29 protein-coding genes and 1 tRNA gene are annotated in these 26,349 nt (G+C 49.8%); 15 read left to right on the forward strand and 15 right to left on the reverse strand.

The genetic code is table 11. The annotated features are described in order from the left end of the window. Positions 1-4 precede the first annotated feature (4 nt). Positions 5-643 carry a Type 1 glutamine amidotransferase-like domain-containing protein gene (locus tag ACQKLP_RS10560; protein ID WP_427322682.1) on the reverse strand — a complete coding sequence of 213 codons (639 nt, stop codon included), beginning with the start codon at positions 641-643 and terminating at the stop codon, positions 5-7. 96 nt (positions 644-739) lie between these two features. Here ACQKLP_RS10560 and ACQKLP_RS10565 point away from each other — a divergent pair, with 96 nt between their 5' ends. The 7 genes from ACQKLP_RS10565 (at position 740) to ACQKLP_RS10595 (ending at position 6,415) form a co-directional block, all read left to right on the forward strand. Continuing rightward, a complete protein-coding gene (locus ACQKLP_RS10565; protein ID WP_427322684.1) occupies positions 740-1,537 on the forward strand; it encodes a DUF6597 domain-containing transcriptional factor in 798 nt (265 codons plus the stop codon). Between the two features lie 78 nt (positions 1,538-1,615). After that, complete coding sequence (locus tag ACQKLP_RS10570; RefSeq protein ID WP_427322686.1) at positions 1,616-2,254, forward strand: NAD(P)-dependent oxidoreductase; 639 nt, start codon at positions 1,616-1,618, stop codon at positions 2,252-2,254. Then, positions 2,217-2,744, forward strand: coding sequence for a DUF1772 domain-containing protein (locus ACQKLP_RS10575; protein ID WP_427322688.1), 528 nt, complete (start codon positions 2,217-2,219; stop codon positions 2,742-2,744). The genes ACQKLP_RS10570 and ACQKLP_RS10575 overlap by 38 nt, the downstream gene beginning before the upstream one ends. 65 nt (positions 2,745-2,809) lie before the next feature. Continuing rightward, complete coding sequence (locus ACQKLP_RS10580) at positions 2,810-4,144, forward strand: amidohydrolase family protein (protein WP_427322690.1); 1,335 nt, start codon at positions 2,810-2,812, stop codon at positions 4,142-4,144. A gap of 101 nt (positions 4,145-4,245) precedes the next feature. Beyond that, positions 4,246-4,632, forward strand: a complete 387-nt coding sequence (locus tag ACQKLP_RS10585) for a DoxX family protein (RefSeq protein WP_427322692.1) — start codon at positions 4,246-4,248, stop codon at positions 4,630-4,632. 78 nt (positions 4,633-4,710) lie between these two features. Further along, positions 4,711-5,271 (forward strand): hypothetical protein, encoded by a 561-nt coding sequence (locus ACQKLP_RS10590; protein WP_427322694.1) that lies wholly within the window; start codon positions 4,711-4,713, stop codon positions 5,269-5,271. 106 nt (positions 5,272-5,377) lie between these two features. Further along, on the forward strand, positions 5,378-6,415 hold the full coding sequence (locus ACQKLP_RS10595; RefSeq protein WP_427322696.1) for a Gfo/Idh/MocA family protein: 1,038 nt from the start codon (positions 5,378-5,380) through the stop codon (positions 6,413-6,415). A gap of 80 nt (positions 6,416-6,495) precedes the next feature. On the opposite strand, the gene ACQKLP_RS10600 is transcribed toward ACQKLP_RS10595, so the two are convergent. Both ACQKLP_RS10600 and ACQKLP_RS10605 read right to left on the reverse strand, forming a co-directional pair. Next, a complete protein-coding gene (locus tag ACQKLP_RS10600; RefSeq protein ID WP_427322698.1) occupies positions 6,496-7,236 on the reverse strand; it encodes an SDR family oxidoreductase in 741 nt (246 codons plus the stop codon). Positions 7,237-7,365: 129 nt separating this feature from the next. Further along, a complete protein-coding gene (locus ACQKLP_RS10605) occupies positions 7,366-8,343 on the reverse strand; it encodes a 3-keto-disaccharide hydrolase (protein WP_427322700.1) in 978 nt (325 codons plus the stop codon). Between the two features lie 265 nt (positions 8,344-8,608). Between ACQKLP_RS10605 and ACQKLP_RS10610 the strand changes: the two genes are divergently transcribed. The 3 genes from ACQKLP_RS10610 to ACQKLP_RS10620 all read left to right on the forward strand — a co-directional run bounded on the left by ACQKLP_RS10610 (position 8,609) and on the right by ACQKLP_RS10620 (position 12,277). Continuing rightward, entirely contained in the window at positions 8,609-9,586 is a 978-nt protein-coding gene (locus ACQKLP_RS10610; protein WP_427322702.1) for a phosphatidylinositol-specific phospholipase C, read from the forward strand. A gap of 273 nt (positions 9,587-9,859) precedes the next feature. Beyond that, complete coding sequence (locus tag ACQKLP_RS10615) at positions 9,860-10,531, forward strand: DUF4253 domain-containing protein (RefSeq protein WP_427322704.1); 672 nt, start codon at positions 9,860-9,862, stop codon at positions 10,529-10,531. 159 nt (positions 10,532-10,690) lie between these two features. Beyond that, the gene (locus tag ACQKLP_RS10620; RefSeq protein ID WP_427322706.1) at positions 10,691-12,277 is read left to right on the forward strand and encodes an ABC-F family ATP-binding cassette domain-containing protein; all 1,587 of its coding nucleotides are present in this window, start codon (positions 10,691-10,693) and stop codon (positions 12,275-12,277) included. Here ACQKLP_RS10620 and ACQKLP_RS10625 read toward each other — a convergent pair whose 3' ends face one another. Beyond that, on the reverse strand, positions 12,278-12,901 hold the full coding sequence (locus ACQKLP_RS10625) for a hypothetical protein (protein ID WP_427322708.1): 624 nt from the start codon (positions 12,899-12,901) through the stop codon (positions 12,278-12,280). Positions 12,902-12,974: 73 nt separating this feature from the next. Between ACQKLP_RS10625 and ACQKLP_RS10630 the strand changes: the two genes are divergently transcribed. From ACQKLP_RS10630 to ACQKLP_RS10645, 4 genes are all read left to right on the forward strand, one after another. Next, the gene (locus ACQKLP_RS10630) at positions 12,975-13,850 is read left to right on the forward strand and encodes a DMT family transporter (RefSeq protein ID WP_427322710.1); all 876 of its coding nucleotides are present in this window, start codon (positions 12,975-12,977) and stop codon (positions 13,848-13,850) included. Between the two features lie 88 nt (positions 13,851-13,938). Further along, a tRNA-Pro gene (locus ACQKLP_RS10635) sits at positions 13,939-14,012 on the forward strand. Positions 14,013-14,311: 299 nt separating this feature from the next. After that, positions 14,312-15,595, forward strand: a complete 1,284-nt coding sequence (locus ACQKLP_RS10640) for a site-specific integrase (RefSeq protein ID WP_427322712.1) — start codon at positions 14,312-14,314, stop codon at positions 15,593-15,595. A gap of 69 nt (positions 15,596-15,664) precedes the next feature. Next, on the forward strand, positions 15,665-15,994 hold the full coding sequence (locus tag ACQKLP_RS10645) for a helix-turn-helix domain-containing protein (protein ID WP_427322714.1): 330 nt from the start codon (positions 15,665-15,667) through the stop codon (positions 15,992-15,994). A gap of 24 nt (positions 15,995-16,018) precedes the next feature. Here ACQKLP_RS10645 and ACQKLP_RS10650 read toward each other — a convergent pair whose 3' ends face one another. After that, positions 16,019-16,402 (reverse strand): hypothetical protein, encoded by a 384-nt coding sequence (locus ACQKLP_RS10650; RefSeq protein ID WP_427322716.1) that lies wholly within the window; start codon positions 16,400-16,402, stop codon positions 16,019-16,021. A gap of 154 nt (positions 16,403-16,556) precedes the next feature. On the opposite strand from ACQKLP_RS10650, the gene ACQKLP_RS10655 reads away from it, so the two are divergent. Further along, the gene (locus ACQKLP_RS10655; protein WP_427322718.1) at positions 16,557-17,165 is read left to right on the forward strand and encodes a hypothetical protein; all 609 of its coding nucleotides are present in this window, start codon (positions 16,557-16,559) and stop codon (positions 17,163-17,165) included. A gap of 16 nt (positions 17,166-17,181) precedes the next feature. Here the strand turns inward: ACQKLP_RS10655 and ACQKLP_RS10660 are convergent, their stop codons facing one another. From ACQKLP_RS10660 to ACQKLP_RS10705, 10 genes are all read right to left on the reverse strand, one after another. After that, a complete protein-coding gene (locus ACQKLP_RS10660; protein ID WP_427322720.1) occupies positions 17,182-17,421 on the reverse strand; it encodes a helix-turn-helix domain-containing protein in 240 nt (79 codons plus the stop codon). 625 nt (positions 17,422-18,046) lie between these two features. Then, positions 18,047-18,604: a hypothetical protein gene (locus ACQKLP_RS10665; protein WP_427322722.1), complete on the reverse strand. Its 558-nt coding sequence runs from the start codon at positions 18,602-18,604 to the stop codon at positions 18,047-18,049. Between the two features lie 2 nt (positions 18,605-18,606). Next, entirely contained in the window at positions 18,607-19,071 is a 465-nt protein-coding gene (locus tag ACQKLP_RS10670) for a hypothetical protein (protein WP_427322724.1), read from the reverse strand. A 19-nt stretch (positions 19,072-19,090) separates the two neighbouring features. Further along, on the reverse strand, positions 19,091-19,726 hold the full coding sequence (locus ACQKLP_RS10675) for a hypothetical protein (RefSeq protein ID WP_427322726.1): 636 nt from the start codon (positions 19,724-19,726) through the stop codon (positions 19,091-19,093). A 156-nt stretch (positions 19,727-19,882) separates the two neighbouring features. Beyond that, positions 19,883-20,362 (reverse strand): hypothetical protein, encoded by a 480-nt coding sequence (locus ACQKLP_RS10680; protein ID WP_427322728.1) that lies wholly within the window; start codon positions 20,360-20,362, stop codon positions 19,883-19,885. Between the two features lie 66 nt (positions 20,363-20,428). Beyond that, entirely contained in the window at positions 20,429-21,457 is a 1,029-nt protein-coding gene (locus tag ACQKLP_RS10685) for a DUF932 domain-containing protein (RefSeq protein ID WP_427322730.1), read from the reverse strand. 259 nt (positions 21,458-21,716) lie between these two features. Then, positions 21,717-22,538 carry a hypothetical protein gene (locus ACQKLP_RS10690; protein ID WP_427322732.1) on the reverse strand — a complete coding sequence of 274 codons (822 nt, stop codon included), beginning with the start codon at positions 22,536-22,538 and terminating at the stop codon, positions 21,717-21,719. 42 nt (positions 22,539-22,580) lie between these two features. Beyond that, a complete protein-coding gene (locus ACQKLP_RS10695; protein WP_427322734.1) occupies positions 22,581-23,435 on the reverse strand; it encodes a hypothetical protein in 855 nt (284 codons plus the stop codon). Between the two features lie 24 nt (positions 23,436-23,459). Continuing rightward, a complete protein-coding gene (locus ACQKLP_RS10700; RefSeq protein WP_427322736.1) occupies positions 23,460-24,140 on the reverse strand; it encodes a hypothetical protein in 681 nt (226 codons plus the stop codon). A gap of 1,234 nt (positions 24,141-25,374) precedes the next feature. Further along, positions 25,375-26,178, reverse strand: a complete 804-nt coding sequence (locus ACQKLP_RS10705) for a hypothetical protein (RefSeq protein ID WP_427322737.1) — start codon at positions 26,176-26,178, stop codon at positions 25,375-25,377. Between the last annotated feature and the right edge of the window lie 171 nt (positions 26,179-26,349).

Genomic DNA, 26,349 nt, shown 5'->3' on the forward strand with positions numbered 1-26,349 from the left:
AATCCTAGTCGATGATCCGCTGGCTGCAGCCGTCGATCACCAGGGCTTCGGTATCGCCCAGCGGAAGCGTGCTGTATCCTGCGGCCTGGAGCTGCATATTGGCCAGGTGCGCGCCTTCGATGAAGTCGGCATTGTCGATATGGGGAATAATGATGATCTGGGTGAGGTTCAGGCCTTCGAGCACGAGCTCCGGCGCGTCTTCCGCATTATCCATCAGCTCGAAATGCTCGATGGTAGGCCCGGCCACGATCGCGCCGGCGCTCCATCCGCAGAAAACCTTACCGTCGCGCACCAGCCGGCGGATGATATGATCTGCCCCGCTGGCTTTCAGGATCCAGCGTAAATAATAGGTATTGCCGCCGCCCATCCAGATAACGTCTTTGGACGCCAGCCGGCGCGCGAGTTGTTCGGGACGGCGTTGCCAGACGCGCAGATCGATGGGCTCCACCTGGTAGCCCCGGCGTTTGAAAGCGTTGCGGATGGAGCGCACCCAGGGCTCCGAATCCGGGATCACGTCGGCCGCGTTCTCGATGAAAGCGATCCGGATATCAGCGGTTTCCTTGCCCACCAGCTGGTCGAGCGCCATATATTGCCGCTCGTTGATGGACAGGGAATAAAGCAATAGTTTGGGCAGTTCGGGCATGATGTAAAACTACCGCCATTCCGGCTGTAAAACGGGTTGTATTATCGACAAATTAGCGGGGTATTTACGACATATTAATTCGCTACATTTGTTCCGATGATCTACCGTCAACTTCCGCCGCCGCCGGGTCTCCGCCAGTTCGTCAGCTATTGCTGGACGCTGGAAAGCCATGCCGGTGAGGAAGCGCAGGCTTTCCGCACCCTGGCCGACGCCAGTCCCGGCCTGATTTTCCAGCATCCCGGAAAAGGCGTGCTGTACCAGGAAAACAAACTGTTGCCGGTGGTATTCCTCTACGGCCAATCCACCCGCCACGCCGCGCTGCGCCTGGAAGGGGCATTCGGGATCAGCGGGATGGTGCTGCGGCCAGGGGCGCTCCGTTCGGTCTTTGGTTTGAATGCCGGTGAGCTGACGGACGGATGCATCGACGCCCGCGAGCTGCAACCCGCGCTGGCAGGCTTGCTGGAAGATGCGTCCGGGGAAGGGCAGCTGCAGGGGCTCTCGGCGTTCGTGGCCGGACAGCTTGAGCGTAACCGCCGGCAGGAAGATGCCGTGATAGAAGCGGCGCTGCATCGGATCCAGGGCGCCCAGGGCACGTTATCCATGAAAGACCTTCGCGATGAGCTGCGCATGACGGAACGGAGTTTCGAGCGCAGGTTCAAGCAATACACCGGCATTTCGCCCAAACTGTTTACCCGTATTTCCCAGTTCCAGGCTTCGCTGCAGCAAATGCGGGAGGGGCAGTTCGGGAAATTGTCCGATCTCGCTTACGGGAATGATTATGCCGACCAGTCGCATTTCATCCGCGCGTTCCAGGAGTTCGCCGGTTGCAGCCCGTTGCGCTTCCAGGAGGCGGGGCCGGTCATCGATAACCTGTCTGCCCATTTCCCCCGTTAACCCGTTCCCGGATTTTTTGTCGGTTTTGTTCTATTTCTCCCTTGGCGGCCGGAGTAGCTTTGTTGAAAATTATCACCCATGCAACTCATCATTTTCGGCGCCAGCGGTAAAACGGGCCGCCAACTTACCCAACAGGCCCTCGCAGCGGGGCATCGCGTAACCGCCTTCGTCCGTAACCCTGCCAGTCTCGATATCGAACATCCCCTGCTCACCAAGCTCGCCGGAGATGCGCTCAACGAAGCGGCCGTCCGCGAAGCGGTGAAAGGGCACGATGCGGTGCTTTCCACGCTGGGCTCGCCAGCCAACAAGATCGGCACCATCCGTTCGCAGGGCACGCTCAATATCGTGAAAGCCATGCAGGCGGCGGGTATCCGCCGGTTCGTCTGCCAGACGTCGCTGGGATATGGGGATAGCGTGGCAACGCTTCGCCGTACGCCTTTCGTGTTCCGGTCCATCATCGTCCCGTTCATCCTGAAGAAAGGCTTCGCGGACCATGCGCTGCAGGAATCGCATGTGCGCAGCAGCGGGCTGGATTGGGTGATCGTACGGCCGGGGAACCTGACAGACGGGCCTTTGACGGAAAAATACCGCCATGGTTTCGCGGCGGATGACCCGAAGATCCAGGTTAAAGTGTCGCGGGCAGACGTGGCGCATTTTATGTTACAGCAAATCGAATCTCATGCATATCTCAGACAAACACCCGGCGTCTCTTACTGAAGGTTTCCCCGGAATGGTGCTGCTCGCAGCCACAATTACGACCTGCCTGTCGGCCGGGGTCTTTTACGCCTATGCGGTGTCCGTAGTTCCGGGTATCGGGCGGATCAGGGACGGGGCGTATCTTTCAGCGATCCAGTCTATCAACCGCGCCATACTGAACCCATGGTTCATGATCGTTTTCATGGCGCCGGTGTTTTTGCTGCCTTTTGGTTCGTGGCAACAGTTCTCGAAAGCCCCGGACGCGGCATGGTGGGCGCTTGCAGCGGCTGCGGCGATTTATATCGTCGGCGTGTTCGGGGTAACGGTGGTATGCAATGTGCCGCTGAACGAGTGGCTCGACAAGCAAGACCTGGCCTCCGCAGGGGAGGGCGTGCTGAAAGAGTGGCGCCTCCGGTTCGAGGGGCCTTGGAACCGCTGGAACCTCGTGCGCACGGTGGCTTCGGCCGTCTCCGCCATCCTTTCCGTCTGGGCTGCGCTCCGGCTGAAATAATGAACCTTTCGGCGAAGTATCCGTTTTCTATCGGTATACGGCCCCAGGCCCCAAAAACTATCGATATGAAATGGATACTCCTCGCCTGGGCGGTCATTGCGCCCGGCATCATGCAAGGACAGGAACGCCCCAGATCCGTTACGCTCATCAACAACGTCCGGATCTTCACCGGCAAAGACGCCGCTCCCTTCAGCGGAAATGTACTGGTGACGGGCAATGTCATCACCAAAATCTCGACCGGCCCCATTGCTACCGATCGCAGTATGAACACCACGATCATCGACGGGAATGGCCAGTTCCTCATGCCCGGGCTCATCGACGCGCATTACCATTGCATGTTCGCCAACGTTACACAGGTCGTGGCGATGGCCAAGGATTATGGCTTTGTAGTGCTGATGGCCGCGCGGAACGCACGGGAAGCCCTGATGCGGGGCTTTACCAGCGTACGGGATATGGGCGGCCCGATCTTCGGATTGAAAGACGCGATCGACGCCGGCGTTACACCCGGCCCGCGCATCTGGCCTTCCGGTGCCTTTATCAGCCAAACCGGCGGCCATGGGGATTTCCGGCTGCCGTACGAGGTGCCGAGGGCGGCGAACGAACCGTTGAGTTATACGGAACGGATCAGGGCGGCGGCTATCGCTGACGGCGCGGATGCCGTGCTGCTCCGGGCGCGCGAGCAGCTCATGGCCGGTGCGAGCCAGCTGAAGCTCATGGCAGGAGGGGGCGTCAGCTCGATGTACGACCCGCTCGATGTGGCCCAATATACGGAAGCGGAATTCCATGCGGCGGTGGAAGCGGCCGACAACTGGGGAACGTACGTTACCGTTCACGCCTACACGCCGAAAGCCATGCAGATCGCTATTAAAGCCGGTGTGAAATGCATCGAGCACGGGCAACTGGCAGATGAGGCCACGGCCAAACTGATCGCGGAAAAGGGGATATGGTGGTCGTTGCAGCCATTTATCGACGATGAAGACAGTAATCCGCAAACAGGAGAGAACCGGGAAAAGCAATTGGAAATGTACGGAGGAACGGATAATGCGTATGCCCTGGCGAAAAAATATAAAGTGAAATTGGCCTGGGGCACGGATGCGCTTTTTAATGCGAAGAACGCCGCGCGGCAGGGCGCGCGGCTGGTGGCGATGACGCGCTGGTTCAAGCCCGTGGAGATTTTGCAGATGGCCACGAAAAGCAACGGCGAGCTGCTGGCGCTTTCCGGTAGGCGGAGCCCCTACAAAGGCAAGCTGGGCGTGCTGGAAGAGGGGGCGCTGGCCGATATGGTGCTCGTGAACGGCGATCCCATACAGGATATCAAGCTGTTGGCAGACCCGGAAAAGAACCTCTCGCTCATCATGAAAGACGGCATTATTTATAAGAACCTGCTGGTGCAAAAGTAATCTGTCGCATTTTACCCCTTTTTTGGCTGAAACGTACGCGGTCTTCCCGGCGGATGCGTGTTAGCTTTGTGTCAGACGATCACACAAAAAAAGTCTGACCCATGAAACCTAACACGATCAAAATTACTTATTGGACCTCCACCGTCATATTCGCGCTGCTGATGCTGATGGACGGCTATGGAGGCGTTTCCCGCCAGCAAGCCGGCGTGGAGATCATGCAGCACCTGGGATATCCCGTTTACTTCCTGAGCATCGTGGGCGTAGCGAAGATCCTCGGCGCGGCGGCTATCCTGCAAACCCGCTTCATAGCCATCAAGGAATGGGCGTATGCGGGATTCGCGTTCAATTTCCTCGGCGCCTTCGCTTCCCGCGCTTTCGTCGGCGATCCTACGTTCGAAGTCGTATTTCCCTTCGTGGCGCTGGCTATCATGGCGGTACCCTACTATTTCTGGAAAAAGTACGAACAGATAAGATACGCTATTGCCTGAGCCGCAATGCGATCGCAATTGACACCTTCGCTGGCCCGCCGTGTGAAACGGGCCAGCGTTTTTTTTTATATTTAGGATATGAAAAAGTTTCCCCTATCCCTCCCCAAATTATGCACTGTTGCGGCTGCCGTTTTCATTACGGCCTGCCAGTCGCCCTCCCGGCCCCAAAATTCCACTGATTCGTCGGGGCACGACGAGAACGAATATCCGCAGGAAATGGCGCGCGTCGTGGCCGCCTTCCAGGCCATCCGTTCGGATTCCGCGTTCCTCCGCCAGTTCGGCCCCGCCAAGGAAAATCAGTTCAAATTACTTTCCCGGGAATTTCCGCTCGTAATGGGCGACTTTGACGCCGACGGCGATCCCGACGCCATCGCTTCATTTTCGGTGTTGGGCCCGGAAGACGAACGGATTTATTACGCGGTTTTCCTCCGGGACAAAGATAGTCTCCGGCTGGCGCAGGTGCTGCCCCGCGGCGGGAACGATGCCAGGCCTTTCCTGACGCTGAGCGGGCTGGACGGAAAGGGAATGGTAAGGGGAGAGGACACGGCTGATTCACTGGCCTGGACCGTCATCTACAAATGGGAAGGAAACGGGTTGCATGAAGTCTCCCGGGCGCCAAAACCCGATGTCCCGAAATAAATTTTCTTACCGTTTGTAAAAAATATTAAAAAGTTGCCGGGATAAATATATTTTTATGGCTAATCGACTCCCACGTTAGTAAAATCGTAAAAATATCTTTCCCTGTATGCAACAAGGACATCCTCGCAGGACCTTCCTCAAAACGGCCGCCCTTTCCGGCCTCGGCCTCGCCTTTTCCGGTAAGCTTTCCGCACTCGAAACCCTTTCCCTCGCCGGCAAGCGCATCGGCGTCATCGGGCTGGACACCGAGCACGGCCCTCATTTCGCCCGGATCCTCAATGCCCCCGACGCGGGCGACAAATTCGGCGGCATGCGCGTCACCGTAGCCTATCCCCACGGAAGCCGGAAAATCAAGTCCAGCATGGACATGATCCCCCGGAACGCGGCCAACATCGAAGCGCAGGGCGTGAAAGTGGTGGATTCCATCGCAAAGCTCCTCCAGGAATGCGATATCGTCATGCTCGAAACCAACGACGGTACCGAGCACCTGGCACAGGCCCTGGAAGTTTTCCCCTCCGGCAAGCCCGTATTTATCGACAAGCCCATAGCGGCTTCGCTAACGGAAGTGCTCACCATTTACCGTGCCGCCCGTCATTACAAAGTGCCCATCTTTTCTTCCAGCACCCTCCGTTACATCGAAAGCGTGCAGGAGGTGCGCAACGGGAAGATCGGGAAGGTAAAGGGAGCGGATATCTTTTCCCCTACACCCACCGAGCCTTCGCACCCTGACCTGTACTGGTACGGCATCCACGGCGTCGAAATGCTGTTTACGATGCTGGGGCCCGGCTGTATCCGCGTTACCCATCACCAGTCGGGCGATTCAGACATGGTGGTTGGAGAATGGGAGGGAGGCCGCATGGGCACGCTGCGCGGTTTCAGGAATGATATGTGGAATTTCGGCGGACATGCCTTCGGCGACAAAGGCCACATGGCGCTGGGCGATTTCACCGGCTATGCGCCCCTCATGCCCCCGATCATCGAATTCTTCCAGAAAGGTGTGGCGCCCGCTCCCGAAGCGGAAACCATCGGCATTTACGCCTTCATGGACGCCGCCCAGGAAAGCCGCCTGAAAAAAGGCGCGCCCGTCAGCATCGCTTCCATCATGAAAAAAGCGACCGAACGCAGCCAGAAAATCAAGATATAAGCCTTTCGTAATAATCTCCATATCCTGTGCGGGGCGACGTAGCCGTTACTAACATAAACGGATATACGTCGCCCCGGTTTTTACGCCATGCCCCCGTTAGCGCCGATGTTCTGTGCCGAGATCCATTTGGCATCGTCGCTGGCCAGGAAGCAGGCCACGCGCGAAATATCTTCCGGGTCGGCGATGCGGTTGAAGGCGGAAAGGCCCGCCAGTCTTGCGATCGTTTCATCCGACTTGCCGTTCGTGAACAGTTCGGTGTTGGTAGGCCCCGGCGAAAGGGTGTTGACGTTGATGCCCCGGGCGCCCACTTCCTTCGCAAATACCCGTGTGTACTGCTCTACAGCTGCTTTAGTGGCCACATAGGTCGCATATCCGGGGATCATGATGCGGTTGACGGACGTCGAGAAATTGATGATCGACCCATTGTCGGCCAAACGCGTTGCCGCTTCGCGGAGCGTATTGAAAACGCCTTTTACGTTGATGTCGAACATCCGGGAGAAATCCTCGTCTGTGGTGTCTTTCACCAGCCTGGTGATCATGATGCCCGCGTTGTTGATCAGCACGTCGATCCGCCCGAAATGTGCGATAGCGGTATCGAACAGCCGGCGTACCTGGGCAGCCTGGCTCACGTCTGCCTGCACGGCGATGGCGTCGCCACCGGCGGAGCGGATGTCTTCCACCACTAATTCTGCGTCGGCCTTGCTGCCGGCATAATTGACGATCACTTTGGCGCCCGCTGCGGCCAGGTCGCGGGCGATGGTGGCACCGATGCCCCTGGAGGCGCCGGTCACCAGTACTACTTTTTCGGATAAGTTTTGCATGCCCCAAATGTCGGAAATCGGGAGAGCCGGCAATTGCATTGGGGAAAGGGGATGTTGCAAAATTCAAATGGAAACGAAAAAGCCCGTCCAGGTGGTACCGGGACGGGCTTCGGAGATATCCGGGAAAAGTTATTTCGCGGGAGTGATGATGACTTTGCGGAATTCGATCGGTCCATGGTCGCCCTGGAAATAGATCGGCCCTGCTTCGCCTTCGTTGCTGTCGAGCGCACCGCCGGTAATGCCGGGGATTTCCTGATTGGTCACCACGGTTTTACCGTTCACGACGATGGTCACGTGGCGGCCAATGAGGGTGATGTCGTACGTCTGCCACTGATCGGGGCCGAGCGCGTTGATGACGCTGGGAGCGATGAAGCCGTACACGCCGCTGAAGTAAACGGGAGACGGGTGGGCGCCCTTCGGACTGTCTTCGATCTGCACTTCGTAACGGCCTCTGAGGTACACGCCGCTGTTGCTGCCTTTTTTGTAGCGGAATTCGACGTGCAGTTTGAAGTCGTTGAATTTCTGCTCGGAGATGAGGTTAGCGCCGGATTTCGGGCTGGTGAGCACGCCGTTGCGCACTTCCCACTGGTTTTCGGCACCTACGGCCTTCCAGCCGGTGAGGTCTTTGCCATTGAACAGCTGGATGGGCTTGCCCCAGACGGGAGCGGCTTTGCGCACCAGTTCGGGGGCTTTTACGCCCGTGAAGGGGAACGAATTGCCGTCGGGGTACGTGATGGTACCTTTGATGCCGGTGGAAGTGATCTCGCCGTTCACGGTGAGGTCGCCCTTACCGCTTTCCCATTGCGGGGGAATGGTGAAGCTGAATTTGCCGTTTTCGAATTTTACGTGCGCTACAGGGCGGGAGCTGCCGGAAGCGGCCACGAAATAGCCTACGAGGGTGCGGAAGCCGGAGAGTTTCACTTCGAGCCAGGAAGGGGCCTGCTGGCCATTCTGATCGATGGTGATATCCCACCGGCCGATGAGGGCTTTCTGTGCTTCTTCCGGTTTGGCGGACACCGCGTTGACATGGTCCTGGGCGGCCACCGTGCCGGCGGTACCCATGATCGTTGCCAGGCCAATGCCCAGAGCAAGGAATTTTTTATGCATACAATGTTGAATTTTGCCGCTTGAATGATGGTTTCCTGCCGCCTGCCGGCTATGTAATGGCCGGGAAGACGCAGCCCGCCAAGTTAGATAATATTTGTTTTTCGCGCAAGCCGCATTTTACGCACGGCAATATGACCCCTGTCTTAATTTCTTTAGCTAAAACGATATAGTTGCACTTTAGCTGGGAAATACGGCTTATTTTCAGGATACAGCACCAGGCCCGACAGCAGCGATAGGATAACCCTTCTCAAAACCCAATTACGTTATGAGCATCAAAACCCTTTTGCACGCCGCCGTTACCGCGGCCTTCGCCATTTTCATCGCCGCCTGCGGCAAAGACCCCCAGCCTGCCGCGCCCCTTCTCCGGCCAGAAGCCCGCGCCAATTCCGGGAATTCCGCCGGCATCCTCGCCGTTATGAACAGCTGGATGACCGGTATGGCAGACAACACCAGCATCGCCCGTATCACCATCCCCGGAACCCACGATTCCGGTGCCAGGTTCGAGCCCGTCGGCGGGACGGCCAAATGCCAGAACCTCACCATCGCAGAGCAACTGGAGGCCGGCGTGCGCTTCCTCGACATCCGCTGCCGCCACATCGGCGACGCTTTCGCCATCCATCACGGCAGTGTTTACCAGAACCTCAACTTCAACGACGTGCTGACGGCCTGCCTTTCGTTCCTCGACAGTCATCCCGGCGAAACGATCGTCATGTGCGTGAAAGAGGAATACGACCCCACCAACAATACGCGCAGCTTCGAGCAGACGTTCGACAGCTATGTGGCCGCCAATCCCTCGCGCTGGTACCTCGGTGCGTCCGTCCCCAATCTCGGTACGGTGCGCAACAAGATCGTACTGCTGCGCCGCTTCGGGGCATCTTCGACCCCCAAAGGCATCGACGCCACCAACTGGGCCGATAACACCACCTTCACGAGCACTACGCCCGATGCCACCCTTCGCGTACAGGACCAATACGTGGTGCCCGACAACAACGCGAAATGGACCGGCGTCACCAATTTGTTCAACGAAGCGAATGCCAGCACCGGCAACACGCTGTACATCAATTTCACGAGCGGGTACAAATCCCTCATCTTCGGCATCCCCAGTATCACTACGGTGTCCAATAACATCAACCCGCGCATCAACACGTATTTCACCACCAATACGTATGGGCGTTACGGTATCATTCCCATGGATTTCGTGGATGCCACCAGAGCGCAGCTGATCGTGGAATCCAACTTCTGATACCGGCGTCGGGCGCTGGCAAAAGCTGAATGGAGGCTCCCAGGCATCGTGCCGGGAGCCTTTTTCGTGGGATGTCGCCGGAAAGGCGTAATTTGTCCCTGCATCCGATTAGCTGAAGCATCCCTGTCCGATTCAACGTGCCATGCGAGGACCCGCCTGCGGACCGCGGAAACCAGTCAACAGATAATTCAAATTATGCGATCAGGGCCGTGCTGCCCGGTGTAAGTAATGCAAAGTAGTGATCAAATGGGTCGGCGAACATAGCCACCTGCAATGCGTAACCGTAAAATGGGTATCAACGATTTTATCCGTCGGCTTTTCGGCGCTCCATCCGCCGTTCCCGTACTGCCGGCCAATGACCTCGAACTGGCCAACGCCGTCCGGTTCAGGCCATCCGTGATGCAAGCCATCCGCAGGTCCACCCGTGCGGCGCTGTATCGACTCGAGGCTGAGCGCACCGTTGCCGGTCCCGGTAACACGGTCGTAACCGAGGTGTACCGGCCCGATGCGCTGCTGTTCAAAGCCGATCAGCAAGACGCGGGACGGATTATTCAGGCGCTGCGGAAGGAGCTCTCAGGGCAAGGTTTCCTCATCTTCCTTTCCGAACAGAATTTCGGGCATTTGCCCGACGAGATCGGTATCCTCAAATCCGGGGATACATTCGATATCCTGCGCTGTAAAGGTACCGATGCCATTAACTATGGGATCGACAACGAATCGCTCGTGGCCACCATGAAAAAGTGGCATGCGGAAACGCCGGTCGAAATCGTGGGAGCGGGGCCGGATTGGCTGGAAGTGCGCTTCCTCGCGCAGCCGGATTGGAATGCGATGGCGGAAAAAGTGTATGCGTTATGTCCGGATGCGGTAGACCATGGGGCCGGCAGCATCGCCGCGCTGGCGGCGGAAATGCGGGAAACGGGCATGTTGTATTTGTGGTGGGATTGACGACGGGTTTTTGCATATTCCGGGATTTTTGTATTTTTGCAGCACATTAAACTTCATTTATACCAACATGTGAGATTCACTTTCTTTTAGCAATTAACCCGTAACTGCGTGGCCATACTCACCGGCCGCCGTTATTCTTCACCGTTAAAGAAAGAAATCATGTTGGCGTTCCAAGACGTTACCTACGCGCATCCCAATAAAGACGTATTGTTTTCCGGGCTTCATTTTACCGTGGACCGTGGAGATAAAATTGCATTGATCGGCCCTAACGGCGCCGGGAAGTCTACCTTGCTCCGACTGATGGCCGGGGAATTGCAGCCCCTGTCGGGTTCCATCCGGCGGGAGGAGCCTCCGTATTACATTCCGCAGCATTTCGGCCAGTTCGACCATCTCACGGTGGGAGCGGCGCTCCGTGCGGGCGACCGGCTGCATGCCCTGCACGAGATCCTGGCGGGAAATGTGACCGACGATCTGATGGCGGCGCTGAACGACGACTGGGCCATCGAAGAGCGGTGCCGGGAAGCCCTCGCGCATTGGGGCCTCGGGAACATCGGGCTGGACGTGAAGCTGGAGGGGCTCAGCGGCGGACAAAAAACACGCGTTTTCCTCGCCGGGATCGCCGTCAACCAACCCGCATTTTTGTTGCTCGACGAGCCAGGCAACCACCTGGACGCGGCAGGCCGCGCACTGCTGCGCGAGCTGATAGGCGGATGGCGGAAAACCCTCGTGCTCGTAAGCCACGATGCTTCCCTGCTGCGCCTGTTGCCGGTCGTATATGAACTGGGGAAGAAAGGGATAACCGTGTACGGCGGCGATTTCGATTTCTACAAGGCGCAGAAGGAACTGGAACAGGACGCGCTGCAACAGGACCTCCGCAGCCGCGAAAAAGCTTTGCGCAAAGCCCGGGAAACCGAGCGCGAGGCCATGGAGCGCAAACAGAAGCTGGATGCGCGCGGCAGGAAAAAGCAGGACAAATCCAACGTTCCCACCATCACCCTCAACACCCTTCGCAACAACGCCGAAAAAAGCACGGCCAGCCTGAAAAAGGCACATGCCGAAAAAATGGGAAGCATTTCGGAGGAAGTGGACCGCCTGCGCAAAGAGCTGCCGGATATCGACAAAATGAAACTGAACGTAGACGATTCCGCCCTGCACAAAGGGAAAATACTCGTCAACGTGCAACACCTGAACGTACGGTTCGGGGATAATCCGCTTTGGCCGGAAGGGCACAGTTTCCAGGTGCGGAGCGGCGACAGGCTGGCCATCCGCGGCGGCAACGGTTCCGGGAAAACTACCATGATCCGGCTGCTGCTGGGGCAGTTATCGCCCTCGGAAGGAGAGATGGTGCGCGCGGAGTTCCGGGCTGTGTACATCGATCAGGATTATTCGTACCTCGACGGGAGCCTGACCGTTTACGAACAGGCGCAAAAGCACAATCCCGGCGCGCTGGAAGAACATGAAGTGAAAACCCGGCTGAACCGGTTCCTGTTCGGGCCGGAAGACTGGAACAAACCATCGGCTGCGCTCAGCGGCGGGGAAAGGATGCGGCTGCTGCTGTGTGTGCTCAATATCGGTACCAAAGCGCCGGACATGATCGTGCTGGACGAGCCCACCAATAACCTCGACATGCAGAACGTGGAGATCCTCACTGCGGCGATGAACGGGTACGATGGTACGCTGATCGTCGTGTCTCACGACGAAGCATTCCTGGAGGCGCTGGGTATTGATGCCGAAATCGCGTTGTGATCAGGAACGGAAGTTCCAGTTGAGGATGGGCAATTTCCGTTTTTCGTTCACGTTCCATAATCCGAACTGCAGCCCGCGGGTGTTACTGCTCGATGTCAGCAACCCGATCTGAACGCCGCGGACCTGATCTGAAATGGCATTGAAGGACAATTGTATCCCGCACATGTTTTTGGTGATGGACACTACGCCAAGCTGTATGCCATTATGTTTTTCGGTGACATTGATCGCCGAAAATGAAATGCCGTTGACGCGGGTGTTGACCTGGCCGATTAGGCCGAGGGAAATGCCGTTCACCCGGTACGTCATGGAGCCGAGTGCGGAGAGATTGATACCGTTTACTTTTTCGGGCAGGCTGTCGGCGGGGATAGGCTTGGGACTTACAAAAGCCGTATCCCAGGGCGCGTGGGGCATGAACGCGATGAAGAGCCCGGGGCCGGGTGCTTCCAGCCGGAGGCCGTTGGTGGTCGTATTGACGGTTTCGTAAATCGGTAACCATCCCAGCCCGATGCCGTAGATGTTTACGTTGGATTGATGGAAGGTCCACAGCGGGAGCCGGAGCTTTTTATGCTGGGCCTGCGATGGCAGGAAGCTGAGAATGAACAGGGATATAAGGAGGCTGCGCATAAGGTTTGGAGATCGTAATCCTTCCTAAAATACCGGTTTTTTTTCGCATTCCGTTTTCTAGTTTTACCCCGTTGTGCAAAACCGTCGTATCCAACTCATTTTCGCGGGCGTCACGTTCGCATTTCTCTGGGCTTCCGCCGCTGCGGCCACCAAGCTGGGGTTAAGGGCGGTGCAGCCTTTCGTGCTGTTCGTGCCGCGTTTTTTCCTGGCGGCGTTTATCATGTTGTCCGTTTCGCACGTGCTGCTGAAGAAACGGCTGCCCCGGGGGCGGGAATGGAAGCAGGTGGCGATTTACGGATTGTTCAACGTTTCGCTGTACCTGGGCATTTATGTGTTGGGAATGACGGAAGTGTCTGCAGGACTGGGCGCACTGGCAACGGCTACCAACCCGGTGTTCATCAGCCTGATGAGTACGTTCTGGCTGCGGAAGCCCTTGCAACCGGTGACGGTGCTGAGCCTGGTGCTTTGCCTGGGAGGGATCGGGGTGGCGGCCTGGCCGTTGCTGGCAGATAGTTACGCTACGCCCCTGGGCCTGGGGCTCGTGTTGGGGAGTATGGTAACCTATTCGATCGGGTCGCTGTATTTTTCCGCATCGAAGTGGCACGATCTCCACATTTTTACCATCAATGGCTGGCAGACGCTTTTCGGCGGTATTTTCCTGTTGCCCGTAATGATCGGCTGGTACGATCCTGTGCAGAATCACTTCAATACGGTCTGGCTGCTGTCCATGCTTTGGCTGGTAGGCCCCGTTTCGATAGTGGCGGTGCTGCTGTGGCTGTTTTTGCTGAAGGATAATCCCGTGAATGCCTCTTTCTGGTTGTTCCTCTGCCCGGTTTTCGGATTTGCCATATCGGCGGTGCTCATGCATGAGCCTTTGAGCGTGTATACCTTCGCCGGCGTGATGCTCGTGGTGGCGGGGCTGTATCTGGTGCAGCGGAAGCGGGGATAGGCAGATGCTTTGCCGGCAGGCGGTCCGGAGAAATTTGTAAAATTGATTTTGAAATTAAATTTCCATAACGTAGTTTTGCGACCCCGTACGGGATGTAGCGCAGCCCGGTAGCGCGCGTCGTTCGGGACGACGAGGCCGCAGGTTCGAATCCTGTCATCCCGACCTTCTGGAAGATTCTTTCCATTTAGAAACCCGCATTCACTATGAAGGCGGGTTTCTTGGTTTCATCGTATAGACTAATTCATTTCAAAAGACTGCAATCTATCTGTGAGTAATTCCGTGAGTTTAAATATGCATTATATTTACTCACGGCGATCTACCCATGCTATTGATATTCAGTTAAATATGTCGTTTTTTTTGATGCGATTTGATATGATTTGAATAGTGTTTTTACTCCCCCACAGTTCGTGGACCTGCCGAAAGGAGAAAAAACCATTCAATCACCATCAAAATGCAGGAACATGGCTAGTCACACCCTTAGTTTGGATTTTATCGCCCGCAAGGATAAGCAAGATCCCGGGCGCGTTTGTATTTTCGGACGAATTACAATAGACGGCCCCCCAAAGGAATTTTCGCTAAAGGAATTTATTCCCTATGATAAATGGGACGCGGCCTCAGAGTCAGTAAAAGGGAAGACACAGGAAGTAAAAGATATTAATAAGCATATCGAAAACACTCGAACAAAGATTGCCAATATCTTTAGGGCCCTCCAAGATACCCAAGATTATGTATCTGCCCAAAATGTCAAGGAAGCGTATACAGGTAAATCACACAAAGACCACACAGTTCGGAATCTCTTTAAAAAGCATGAAAAAAAATTTCAGAAAATCCTGGCGCCTGGGACGTGGAAGAATTACGCTGCAACGCATCAGTATGTTTTGAATTTTATTAAACATCAATTCAAATCCGAAGACCTCCACGTACGCCAGCTGAATTATGAATTCATTTCCGACTTGGAAAGTTACATTCCTGAACACCCCCTTAAAAATTCCGATCCATGTTTGGGAAATGGTATCGCTAAACATTTGGAACGGTTTAGGGGAATCGTCAACTGGGGGGACGATTTGGGTTGGTTCAAGAAGGAGCCATTCCGTAAATTCAAGATATGTAAGGCAAAAACTAAAAGGGAAAAATTGAAGGCCCATCAGTTAAAAATGATGGAAACCAAACGACTTACAAGTCCAGATTTGGAATTTGCCAGGGATCTTTTTTTGTTCGCCTGCTATACCGGATTTTCGTTCGCTGAAGTATCAAGCTTATCAATGAGTGATTTTGAAATCAGTGATAAAGGTAAGTTCTGGTGTACAAAATATCGCCAAAAATCGGATGAACTGGAAGCTGTTCCGCTAATCCACCAAGCAGTATTGCTTGTAAAAAAGTATAAAGATTTACCGAAATCAGTAGCAAACGAAACAGTTTTTCCGCCTATTACAAATCAATATATTAATCGACTATTAAAGATTCTAACCGAAGTATTCGATATTGGGTTTCCGCTAACATTTCACCTATCCCGACATACATTCGGATATTACGCTGTAAAGGCAGGGTTGGATATTAAGGTTATTAAAGTGATTATGGGACATAGAAAAATTGCAACAACCGATATATATACATGCGTTGATGAAGAAATAATAGAGTTTGGGATGGAAAAATTTGAAGCTGCCGGGGATCGCCGAAGAGAACTTCCTTCGCCTACAGAGTACATTAATAATGCTCAACCCATTCGGTTGATAAAATCTGAATAATCACCACATGGTGAGAAGTGTAAAATGTGGTTTTGTAACAATTCGAACTTGTTGCAAAACCGCATTTGTATGAAAGAAGCAAATGGATCGGGTCGTAACTCGAATCCACAATTACCTTGGATTACCCTGGAAGATTTACAAAAATTTAAAGGCGACCTTCTTAAGGAAATTGAGGCGCTTTTACAGGCGCATTTACATCCTCAACAAAAGAAATGGTTAAAGTCTTATGAAGTCAGAAAGCTTCTAAATTTATCCCCCGGAACTTTGCAGACACTCCGGGATAACGGTACGCTTCCCTATACGAAGATGGGTGGGGCATTGTATTACGATTACAAGGACATTGAAAAACTGATGGAGAAGGAAAAAGTAGTGAAGAGGTGGATGCGGGACGGAATTTGAGAAGGTTAATTGGTTCGATTCCGGTCAAAGTAAGGAATCTGTTTCATTGCGCTCAAATTCTCGATATATTTGCGATTCTTCTCTATTACAGAAAACAATCAGATCCTTTGCCTTCTTTACGGAAAGGGTACAATTGATAGGCGACAAATAATCACGCTTTGACAACTTGCAGATCAAGGCCTTGCCAAATATATTCTCCCCAGTTTCACAGATAACGAATGCCTGGTTTCCAGGGTCATTTGCTCCGTCCTTAATAACATACATAACATGCGTGTCATCAACGTCCTTTAAACAGTACCAGTTTTCCGTTTCTAGCACATACGATATTGAATCATGAAAATCATCAAAACCATCCAATTCAAAACGAAAGACAGTCTGAAAATTGGGGTCAATTAAAATCACGATCATACGTAATCAGCTGGATGAATTTTAGGTAATCTAGTCGAGTATTCGGTTTGCAAGCTGATCAAAAGTTCGATGAATCACCGTCATTTTTTCTCCACATGGCATGATATGTAATTTCCACGGTGTGTATCGAATTACTATTGTGAAAAGAATAGTAATGACCAAGCTGTATGTTAATATATTTGACATTTTGAAACTTCAACGATATGCCAAAAAAGCCATAAAGAGTAATAAAGCCTGGTTTATTGCGCCAGCTTATCCAGCCTCGCCGGACTATTTTCGATTCATAACAGACGAAAAGTTGACGGAGTATCGACTTAGAGGAGATGAGGATGGCCCGGTTAATATTAACTTATGCAAGCAAATAAAGGATGTGATACAGCAGATCGTAAAAAGTAAGCATAAATTCGTGTCCTTTACTTCTCAAAATGAGAAAGGAGAGATGTTATACTGTCTTTGCGATTTGGTTGATCTGTACCGAGATCTTGACTACCTGGAAGACCTGTTGAAAGAATTTGGTCACCGGGAGGACTTACGTCGCTTGCCAAATAGAGTGAGAAGCGATATCGCTGAGTTATTGAAACAGGCATGTATTTACGAAGAAGGTGAAGCGATGGCTAGGTCCGCTTGGAAAAAGCATGTGCCCGACTGGACATTTCCTGAGTTGTTAATTCAGAAACAGAAAAAACGGCAAATTAAGAAGGAATATGCGATAAGGAGAAGCAATTTCAAGTCATTTGCTGATGTGCGGTTTACCAGGAGGTAAGATTTTGTCTTTTATTCTAGCGTTCATATTCGTCTGGAAGATGGAAAAGTTGTTCATATGAGACGCCGAGCAGGTTTTTGATATGAACGAAAGTGGATAGCCGGAGCTCGGCATTACCAGCTTCAAGTTCCTTGAAGTTATCTGCTTGCATCCCGCATTGCCTAGCCAAGTCTGAAATAGAGATTACTTTCGCCTCCCGAATTGCTTTGATGTTGGCTCCTACGATTTTGTAGATGTCAGGTTTACTCCGGTTCATAAACAAATTACGGGGATTGCCAATAAAGAACTGTTGGGCCAAAACCCAACATGACAGACAAATGAAAAAGCCGGCACTAAAAAATGCCGGCGTATCTGTCACTTCGTATAGATAGCAAAAATTGGAGATACTTAGTCAGGATAATCTGCATTTTGGATGACGACCTGTCGGCCTGGTGGCCTGCACGAAACCCGTTCTGTCCAATCGATATTTTCGAAGGCCAAGCCTACAAACTCTTTGCCTTGGTAGGTGAATTCAGTTGGCAAGCTGGTGGTGTAAAAATTTCTACCGTTATAGTAAGACTGGTAGAATAGCTCCATTCCTTCAGGAAACCGAATACACTCCAGGTTCACTACTTTTCTTCCTGTATAATCCAGACAGTACGGATTTACAGCCACAACCTTAAATTTCCACAAGTATTCCTTTGGGGTAGGTTGAAATATCGGGGTTACCAGGGTCTTTTTACAAGAGATCAGGCAATACCATGATATTAGTAAAATAACATATTCGAATTTCATTTCGGGGATTGGTCTATACTAATACAATGCAAATCGGGGGAAGAGGGGGCAATAAGAATGAAAAATATATAGTCAACTAGGTGGACGAAAGGCCCCAAGCCGTAAGATCATAGCTTTTTGTTATTCGCCGGGGTAGAAACGATTTTTTTGACGCTTTCTGATAGTTTAAGGAAAGCAGGTATTTTGATGTTCGTTGGTTCATAACGGGTCCAAAGTTTTTTGGCAATTATTGCTCCTGCAGGAGTTTTACAGAGGTCGGAAAGTAGTATTTCAACTTGCTCCAAAATAAATTCACAAAATTCGACCGATTTTTGAGACTGTTCTCGCGTATGATTCTCCCGTAGTAAAAATTCCAGGAAATGGGCAGACATTCTGTGGTCATGGAATGCACCGATATTTAGTATTCGCTCATTGCTATTCGAATCCAGGAATGAATAACCTTTTTCGTCCTCTTTAATTATTCGAAGGCTGTTTATCAGTTCCTTGATATCAAACATGTATTCCTCTTCTCGCCTTGTTCTCAAATTAAAACGGGCCACAGCGAAACTCAATTGATCAGGTACTACGATACCTGATTTTGGGGCATATATGATTTCGACGCCATCTTCGAGTTTGCTGGAAAGGAAAATTCGAAATGAAGCGATGTTTTTTAACTCAATAAGCATATCTAACGCATTTTCGAGTACTTGCTAAAATAATTTTGAGGGTTTGCTTTTACATACGATCGTTGATTCATTTTTTGGGAAGTCTTGTGTATGCCTTTCTTCGCATAATTATTCAGGAAAGTTTCCATTTCTTGGCATTCGGGAATACAGGACAGATCTCTAACCTTCCAGGCTTGCGACTTTCCATCAGCTAAGGTAAAATGAATTGTGTCCAGGCTAATCTCACTCTGAGGGTAACTTTCATTGAAAATGAGCTGAACTCCGAAGTTGTGTGAAACACCACCATTTTCGTTCCCGACTGAAAATGAATTCCATGTATCAACAGATCCGGAAAGCGAAGAAGTTCTAAACTGCAAATCTCTTTCCCTTAAGTAGTTTTCGGTAAATGCTTGGTCTAAATAGTCGTTCTTGAAGTATCCTTTTTGGGCGAGCGCATGGAGGATTCTCGTTATGCCGTCGGTAGCCATAAGAAAGTAGATTTAAGGTTTATTTTAGTTTGATGCCATTCGGTGAGGACGGCGCCCGCCGGCGGGTTGAAGGATTGCTTTTTGTGATCCTTTCTGATACCTTGAATTGAGACCTGACGAGTCCTGTTTCGGAAAATTGTGCAGCGATATTTAGAAATGTTTCCGGCGTAGGAATATAGGTGAGAAATTTGCCGAGAATGTTGTCATGTTGAGAAACATGCGTATAACCTTTTGTTAAGATGTCGTAATAGTGATTATACATAATGGCCCACTTGAAGGTGTCGCCTCCTTCGTTGAATTTTTTAGGATGACGATAATTCAGGACAAAATCTTCTATGGTAGGGCATTCTGTAATGTGCGAACTGACCGGCGTAAGAGGGGCAGGAAAACCGAGGCACGAAGCCGGGTGAAAAAGGGAAAGACGAACGGCGTCTACTGCATTTGGCATGGCAAGGAGGTCTCCTCTCAGCAATTCAGGCCGTGCTTCGACGATATAGTAGTAGAAATTTCCATTTGAAAGCAGCTCGCAGTGGTGTCTGGCGCTGGTAAAGGTGTCTGTTTTTAACTGATATGGCAAGCCGTCGCCGGCGTGAATGCCCGGTATCTCGGCATAAAAAACGGGGGAGTGGTTAGAGAAGGCAGGATCTACTTGCATGGCGCGTTTTTTTCAAAATGAAGTTATATCCCCACGAACGCAAGAAACTCCATATTCATCCATATGGCAATTTTTTGCATTCAGGATGTCACGCCGCCGCCTGCAAGCGGCGGCGCGCGGGTATGCCCCGTGCCGGCCAGCTAGTCTTAATCCGATCTAGTTTCCCATATAAACCCTGGAAAGGAACTGTTCAACAATTTGGCACCCGGTTTCAAAACTGGATGACCCATTGATTTTTGCAACGAGCGATACCACGGTCGTGTATGAAGTGGTGGCAGGCAAGTAAAATTCCTTTACATGGTTTCCCGTTCGGACTTCAACCCGATAAGGGGCTGTTAGCCGCTTTCTTAGCTTTTGCGCCTCCAATAAATTTTGAATATCGCCGGTTTGATGATATAACTGGATTAATTGCTGCATTCGGGCGTACCTGCCATATTTGTACAACGGTGAACGCGTTTTTGGGATAACCTTTTTTCTGCTCCTCGGTTTTAGGTCTGCAATTAGCATCTGTTGCGTATATCCAGGATATTGTGCCTGCATCGTTGCAAGCGCCATAAGTGGGCCTTTTTTCCATAAAAAACGTGCTTTCCGGAGTCTTCGCAGTTTGAATAGGCTTTCTGGTGATAGTTTAGCCATGAACGTAAATTGTCAGTAGATGAAGAACTGTTAAAGACAGGCGGCACCAGCCGCCTGTCTTTTTTGTTAGCTCAGGAAAAGCGCATCCGCACCTTCCCTTTCAAATTCGGCACATAGATTAAATGCCGTTTGTGCTATCTCATTACCTTTTCCTTCCATTATTGAAGTGAACTGCTGTTCTGCAGATTTGAATTTTTTCACATTCTGGAAATAGCCAGTTACGGTATTGTAGGCTCCAAAAAGCGTTCCCTGCGCCGTAGCCAATTGTTGAGAATCATTTTTGAACCGGTATTGCATGGCGTCATCCACTTTGTTGACGAACTGGGTAGAAAACTCTTTGGCTTCGCCCTTGATAACATGTTTGAGCATGGTGTCGGATGGGGCCATAGCCATTTCGATGAGTCGCCTTACTTGCTTGTCTGTAATGTTTACAGTAGTCCATCTTCTTAATGTATCACCTAACTGTTGACCGTATGTTTCGCAGATACCCAAAAAGTGGCGGGCCTGAACCAATTTTTGTTCCGCGGACGCTGTATGCCGGATGGTAATCCTGTTGGTACAATCTTTAAGTGCTGCATTTAAAGTGTTATTACATACAATACGAACGGGGGTGTAGGCTATAACGATAGATCCAGAACCATCGTGTGAATTGTAGATGAAAATGTATTCCTCCAGATCATCGTTAGCGCCTATGCGGATATGTTTGGGGAGCTTGGCAGAGATGAATATTTTCTCGCCTTTCCCCAATGCGCCCGCTGTTTCATAGGTAATATTTTCTTCCCCGGCCAGTTGATCCATGAAAGTAAATGCATCTTCGTTTTGCAAGGGCTGGTATATCGCGCCTACGCGGCTACCCAAAACCTCATTTGTATCTTCCCGCATTGTGAAAAAAGATTCGGTACTTTTTTCGAACTTCCTGCCGGCAATAAAATGGTAGTTAGGGTATTTTCCAACTGTAAAATCGAGATGGGATTGAACAATTACCTCCCGGCTGTTTTTAGCCTCACCTACCTGACCCAATAGGTGCCACGCCTTTTCCCTTCGGCTGTAAAAGCTAAATTCATTTGTTGCTTTGTTTAAATTGAGATTGTGCATAACATAACATTTTAGAGTGAAAAAAATCGAACGATTCGGTGCAAAGGGTGCAAACCCCCGCGCGCCATAACCCTTAGCGACTAGCACTCGTTATGCAGAAGGCGAAGAACGAGGTGCCTAAAAAAAATTACCGACCAAAAATGATCGGTAATAGTCGTCGGTAATTTATTTTAGGTGCCTTGTTCGAGAGCCTGGCGCAGAACAGTATTTTTGCGACCCGGTTAGTAGCCGCGCACCAGGAAGTCGATCTCTGTTGATGTCAATCGCAATTTCCGCAGTATGGTATATTGTAAGGGAAGAATAGCCTGTACATTTTGAAAAGTGCCATGGGGTTCTCGTGAAGGTGATGCTGCATAATGTACATGCCTGGCATTTCCCGATTATTTAATATTGGGTCGAAGAAAACTTCACTGATGACCTTATATCTTTTTACATCCGAGCCGAGTACTTCATAGATCAGCCTAAGCGATTCCTTTGATTCTTCAAATGAAGTATACTTGACGGGAAAATTAGAAGAGTCTTTCACATAGTGAAGTATGATGATCGAAGTATCGGAGTCAAAATCCAGCACGTCATTTTCAGGAAGGTCGTATTGTTTCAGCCGTTTCCAGAACGATTGGTCGGTTGTTGTAGGGTGGGTTCTAGGTGTGAAAATGCTGGTGTCAAATGCTTGTTTGGTGAGGTCGAATATCCAGGATCTGCAATTGCCCCCCATGCCTAATTTCCGATCCACAAAGTCAACTTGCAATCCAATATCGAAATGCTTAACTAACGGTAATTTAGACAGCTCTTCTGCATAAAAAAAGGCCCGTTTCGTCAGCGACAAGTCCCTGTTCAGCAAAAGCGAATCGGGTACGAAGATGTTGAGATAAATAAGTATTGAGTCGAGGGATGGAGAAATGGCAAAAGTTTTTAACCAATGCGGCTCTTTAATCTTTAAAAGTTTATTTGCATGAAGGGATATAGGCTCTGCATTAGGAGTAAAGTACGTAGCCTGGTTGGTGGTAAATTTTAATTGACCATAGCCGCTCAATAGGATTAAGCAAAGAAAAATGAAAATTGAAGACCTTTTTGAATTCATATATTCTGTGTTGTTGAAGCATGAGAAAAAATGAGTATGTGGCTATTCGCAGTTGCCACAGTAAGGGACTCCGTAGGGGAAGAATAGTCGGTATATAGACAGATAGATATTAGGGTTTTCGACGAGTTTGTGCTGGGAAAGATTTAAGGCTTTCATGTATTTGTAATTCATTTTTCGGTCAACATACGCCTCGCAAATGAACTTAAAGTGAGATGTTTCTTGACCGACAAGTTCATAAAGTACCCGAAAAGTTTCTTTTGAGTCCCAGATATCAAGGCAATCGGGAGGAAATTCAACGGAATCCTTGACGAACCGTATAATATAAAGACAACTATCGCCGAGCAAGTGTATAACTTCATTTTCTGAGAGCTGAAAGTCTTTCGCTCTTTTCCAGAACGTTGGGGCATTTATTTGGGGGCCTCTAAATGGCTTGTAATAGCTGTCAAGTAGTTTTTGATCTGATAGCCGGAATACCCAGGAGAATCGCTCTCCGCCCATTCCGCCCATCGCGTTGTGAAAGATGAACTGGAGAAAGTAAACATGTTTTGAGAAGTAGTTGTCTTCGGAGAGACGGCGGGTGTTTTCAAGCGCGTGTTGATATAAGATTTCTGTACTATCCGATAAGGTCTGGGGGGATGCATATACGTGCACGTAAATGTGGAAGGAATCTAAAGCAGCGCATATGGCATAGGCCGTAACATAATATGGGTATTTCAGTTCGAATTGGTTTACTATTTGGTTGACGATTTCTGGCGTATAGCTGCATGAAAACGTATCTATGTTTGGATTGTATTGTATCTGGGCTCTGGAATCCTTTGTAATAAGGAGAAATACGCTCATTGCAAGTATCGGAATGAATCTGAAGTATTTAGAGGGGTTGGTGGCTTGGGATTTCATATGTTCCATAATTGGTGGGTGAGTTTATTTATAATGCATTCGATCATATATTACAGTATCGATGCTAGATTCAAGACGTTTTAAAGTCGATAGGTCGAATAGTAGGTTGTAACGGTAGTTGATGGAGTCTCCGACAAACTGGTTGAAAGTAAAAAGTGTCAGTTGTACCGTGTCTTTTGACCATCCCATATTTTTTATTTTAGCGAGTCTTTCTATTGCGTATTCCAAGAGGCCATTTTGAGTGCCCTCTTTTCCTTTTACAGATTTTAGATTTTCTAAAGGGTAGGGGAAGGTTAGTACTCTTACAACTGTATCATATTTGCCTGGTGAAATGACGTATGCTGCGTACGAGTGTGTTTCATTGAATAGCGGACCTTGAAATTTATTTCCGCCTGGCATATCATCCCGCCAGAATAAGGGCAAGTGAAATTTGGAGGTTTCGGGAAATGGGAGCATATTATTTGTATCTATTAATGATGGCAATATTTTGAATTCGGTATCTGCTGGCGAATTAGCCCAATCGTCACAGGCAGTTATGGAAAAAAACAGGCTAAAAAGGAAAGCTGTGATAAAGCAAGGTTTGGTGACGGAAGTTGAATACATATACTTAATAGTTATTTTTAGAATTTGAAATGAACATGGCAAACTTTCTATTGATAGAATGCCATGTTCAAAAGATAAGAGAGCTTGTTTCAGCCAGTCCACAAACCCTCAAGTAAAAGTGATGAGTATTGGCTTCTTGCCTGAAGGCAGGATGCGATACTTGTCTGTAAGGCGTAAGTAAGGCAGTTCCGGCTTAATGAACTGCTTACTTACATTAACTGCTAAGAGGTTAAGGCGAAACGCCGAAAGGCAAATTGCGATCCCACTTTTGCATGAACCAGGAGGCTGCCAGCTGGAAAGCGGGCTGCGATTCCTTGTAGCTATTTTATGATTTCAGGTTGAAATTGCTGGTCTTCGTTGAGACTTTCGCCGTCTATTCTGCCGTCGAAAAGCGTTTTCGTATATCTTATCGTTACTTTATGTAAGTTTTTGGCATTGTTGGCTCTAATATCGAGCCCATCAATTGTTGTATAAACGGGGCCGGGTGAGAACAGGAGTTTATCTTCTATCTCCGAGGCATGTTCGGGCATATATTTTAGATTGTTTATGTCCGATAGTGTGAAAGCTAGGCTGGAGTCCGGAACTTCATAGATTCCGATGGTGTCCCACCTGTATTGTTTATTTATAAGGCCATATAGTTTATTATTTCTGTTTTCTTTGAATCCATAGACGGAGTATTCCAGGATATTGCCTGGTTGTCGTTTTATTGATATCCATGTAAAACGCGCGTTTTTTCCCAACGCACTATCGAGTGTGGCGATTATTTCGTCACGGGTGCTGGAGTATGTAAATAGTTTTGCTTTGTTGTTGCATGTGATCGAAAGAAATGTCGATGATCCGATAATAATGTACTTTAGATACCTCGTTGTTTTTTTCATTATTCTACTTCTAATGGTTCTTCAATGAATTCATCCTGTAATTGGCACGGACAAATTTTCCCCAGACACAGGTAGGCATGTAGCACCTCCAGAATTAATAGGATTGCTAATAGGAGATAAAGTAGTAGTCGTGAAGTGCCGATGTTTTTATTGCTCATTAAAATGTATGTGTTTGTCCAAATTGGGCAATAGTATATGGACGTGCTGTACATGAACAGCAGCGTATATCCTGATTGGATAGTAACAATAAATCATGGGCTGAAAGAAGTGGGAGCCCGAATTCATGATCTAAACCAACTCCCAACTTCTTTTGGGTTAGAGATCTGTTTTGCTCGCGCCTGGATTGATATTTACACACAAAACGTTTTCAGTAACCGCAGTTCGTGAAACCTGGGTGGTAGCTCCCAGTGAGATTTGTACCAGTTCAGGTACGAGTTTATATGATAGGTTTTTTTTAACTATTCGTTATTCTGGCTAATTGCGATTTTTGAAATATCGCTTGACAATCGATGATAGATAAGTACAAAAGGCCATCCTTTTTCTAAATTCTCCGCCATATGCAGGAAAGCCACCTTGTGAAGTTCGTAGCTGTTAAATCCAAGGGAGAATAAGTCTGGGATGCTGTCTGCCTTTGCCAGGTTTGTGCCATCCATGAATTGATCTTTAATGAGTGATTGAATATTCTCCGGTTTATCGGATAGACATTTTTGTAATTCGACCAACTCGTGCGCATTAAATCGCGGTACCATGTAAGCTATTTCGCAAATCAAGTTTGCAATTTTCCCGAAGTAGTCCGGCAGCTCATCCTGTAATAGACTTAGAATGGCTTGTTTGACCAAGGATTCTTCCGCTTCGAATTGTCCATGGGTTATGTACTTGTATTCCTCGAATTGTAGTAACGATTGTTCTGTTGTAGGTTTATGCTCATTGCTAATGCAGAGTGTGTGGTAGCTTTGATCCAGCGATATATCCATCGGGATGATCGTGTCTTCCAAGGGCACGGTTTCCATGTACTGTTCCCCGGCTGATTTTGCCGTTTTTCTCAAAAATGCGACGAGATCCTTCCAGTTGGAAAAAGCGTCCGCTTTACGTATCGATTTGCAGATTGCTTCTATTGAAATAAGATGTGCTTTAATGGGATCAATCGACATTTTTTTCACGTAAGACAATAAGCCTTCATATTCCACGAGGTACAATGATCCGATGGCCCAATAATTATACTGGCTTAGTTGCCTAAGCAAAACTTTTAAATTTGAATCCATGCTAAATATTTTTAACGGCTGGATTGGATTTTTGGGACGGCATGTGAAGTTCTCAGTATACCTGTAAGGTTACTTCAAACGGGGTGTGGATGGTTGGGATCGCATTTTAGAGTGAGAGGACCAAAAGTAAAATTTCTTTTCAAATGCTTTTTCATGGGATGTATACAATAT

Source organism: Chitinophaga sp. NPDC101104 (genome assembly GCF_050277495.1).
GTDB lineage: Bacteria > Bacteroidota > Bacteroidia > Chitinophagales > Chitinophagaceae > Chitinophaga.

Excerpts from the sequence above, each read along its gene's own strand:
- ACQKLP_RS10560 (WP_427322682.1), bottom strand. The coding sequence starts at position 643 with ATGCCCGAACTGCCCAAACTATTGCTTTATTCCCTGTCCATCAACGAG.
- ACQKLP_RS10565 (WP_427322684.1), top strand. The coding sequence starts at position 740 with ATGATCTACCGTCAACTTCCGCCGCCGCCGGGTCTCCGCCAGTTCGTC.
- ACQKLP_RS10570 (WP_427322686.1), top strand. The coding sequence starts at position 1,616 with ATGCAACTCATCATTTTCGGCGCCAGCGGTAAAACGGGCCGCCAACTT.
- ACQKLP_RS10575 (WP_427322688.1), top strand. The coding sequence starts at position 2,217 with ATGCATATCTCAGACAAACACCCGGCGTCTCTTACTGAAGGTTTCCCC.
- ACQKLP_RS10580 (WP_427322690.1), top strand. The coding sequence starts at position 2,810 with ATGAAATGGATACTCCTCGCCTGGGCGGTCATTGCGCCCGGCATCATG.
- ACQKLP_RS10585 (WP_427322692.1), top strand. The coding sequence starts at position 4,246 with ATGAAACCTAACACGATCAAAATTACTTATTGGACCTCCACCGTCATA.
- ACQKLP_RS10590 (WP_427322694.1), top strand. The coding sequence starts at position 4,711 with ATGAAAAAGTTTCCCCTATCCCTCCCCAAATTATGCACTGTTGCGGCT.
- ACQKLP_RS10595 (WP_427322696.1), top strand. The coding sequence starts at position 5,378 with ATGCAACAAGGACATCCTCGCAGGACCTTCCTCAAAACGGCCGCCCTT.
- ACQKLP_RS10600 (WP_427322698.1), bottom strand. The coding sequence starts at position 7,236 with ATGCAAAACTTATCCGAAAAAGTAGTACTGGTGACCGGCGCCTCCAGG.
- ACQKLP_RS10605 (WP_427322700.1), bottom strand. The coding sequence starts at position 8,343 with ATGCATAAAAAATTCCTTGCTCTGGGCATTGGCCTGGCAACGATCATG.
- ACQKLP_RS10610 (WP_427322702.1), top strand. The coding sequence starts at position 8,609 with ATGAGCATCAAAACCCTTTTGCACGCCGCCGTTACCGCGGCCTTCGCC.
- ACQKLP_RS10615 (WP_427322704.1), top strand. The coding sequence starts at position 9,860 with ATGCGTAACCGTAAAATGGGTATCAACGATTTTATCCGTCGGCTTTTC.
- ACQKLP_RS10620 (WP_427322706.1), top strand. The coding sequence starts at position 10,691 with ATGTTGGCGTTCCAAGACGTTACCTACGCGCATCCCAATAAAGACGTA.
- ACQKLP_RS10625 (WP_427322708.1), bottom strand. The coding sequence starts at position 12,901 with ATGCGCAGCCTCCTTATATCCCTGTTCATTCTCAGCTTCCTGCCATCG.
- ACQKLP_RS10640 (WP_427322712.1), top strand. The coding sequence starts at position 14,312 with ATGGCTAGTCACACCCTTAGTTTGGATTTTATCGCCCGCAAGGATAAG.
- ACQKLP_RS10645 (WP_427322714.1), top strand. The coding sequence starts at position 15,665 with ATGAAAGAAGCAAATGGATCGGGTCGTAACTCGAATCCACAATTACCT.
- ACQKLP_RS10650 (WP_427322716.1), bottom strand. The coding sequence starts at position 16,402 with ATGATCGTGATTTTAATTGACCCCAATTTTCAGACTGTCTTTCGTTTT.
- ACQKLP_RS10655 (WP_427322718.1), top strand. The coding sequence starts at position 16,557 with ATGACCAAGCTGTATGTTAATATATTTGACATTTTGAAACTTCAACGA.
- ACQKLP_RS10660 (WP_427322720.1), bottom strand. The coding sequence starts at position 17,421 with ATGAACCGGAGTAAACCTGACATCTACAAAATCGTAGGAGCCAACATC.
- ACQKLP_RS10665 (WP_427322722.1), bottom strand. The coding sequence starts at position 18,604 with ATGCTTATTGAGTTAAAAAACATCGCTTCATTTCGAATTTTCCTTTCC.
- ACQKLP_RS10670 (WP_427322724.1), bottom strand. The coding sequence starts at position 19,071 with ATGGCTACCGACGGCATAACGAGAATCCTCCATGCGCTCGCCCAAAAA.
- ACQKLP_RS10675 (WP_427322726.1), bottom strand. The coding sequence starts at position 19,726 with ATGCAAGTAGATCCTGCCTTCTCTAACCACTCCCCCGTTTTTTATGCC.
- ACQKLP_RS10680 (WP_427322728.1), bottom strand. The coding sequence starts at position 20,362 with ATGGCTAAACTATCACCAGAAAGCCTATTCAAACTGCGAAGACTCCGG.
- ACQKLP_RS10685 (WP_427322730.1), bottom strand. The coding sequence starts at position 21,457 with ATGCACAATCTCAATTTAAACAAAGCAACAAATGAATTTAGCTTTTAC.
- ACQKLP_RS10690 (WP_427322732.1), bottom strand. The coding sequence starts at position 22,538 with ATGAATTCAAAAAGGTCTTCAATTTTCATTTTTCTTTGCTTAATCCTA.
- ACQKLP_RS10695 (WP_427322734.1), bottom strand. The coding sequence starts at position 23,435 with ATGAAATCCCAAGCCACCAACCCCTCTAAATACTTCAGATTCATTCCG.
- ACQKLP_RS10705 (WP_427322737.1), bottom strand. The coding sequence starts at position 26,178 with ATGGATTCAAATTTAAAAGTTTTGCTTAGGCAACTAAGCCAGTATAAT.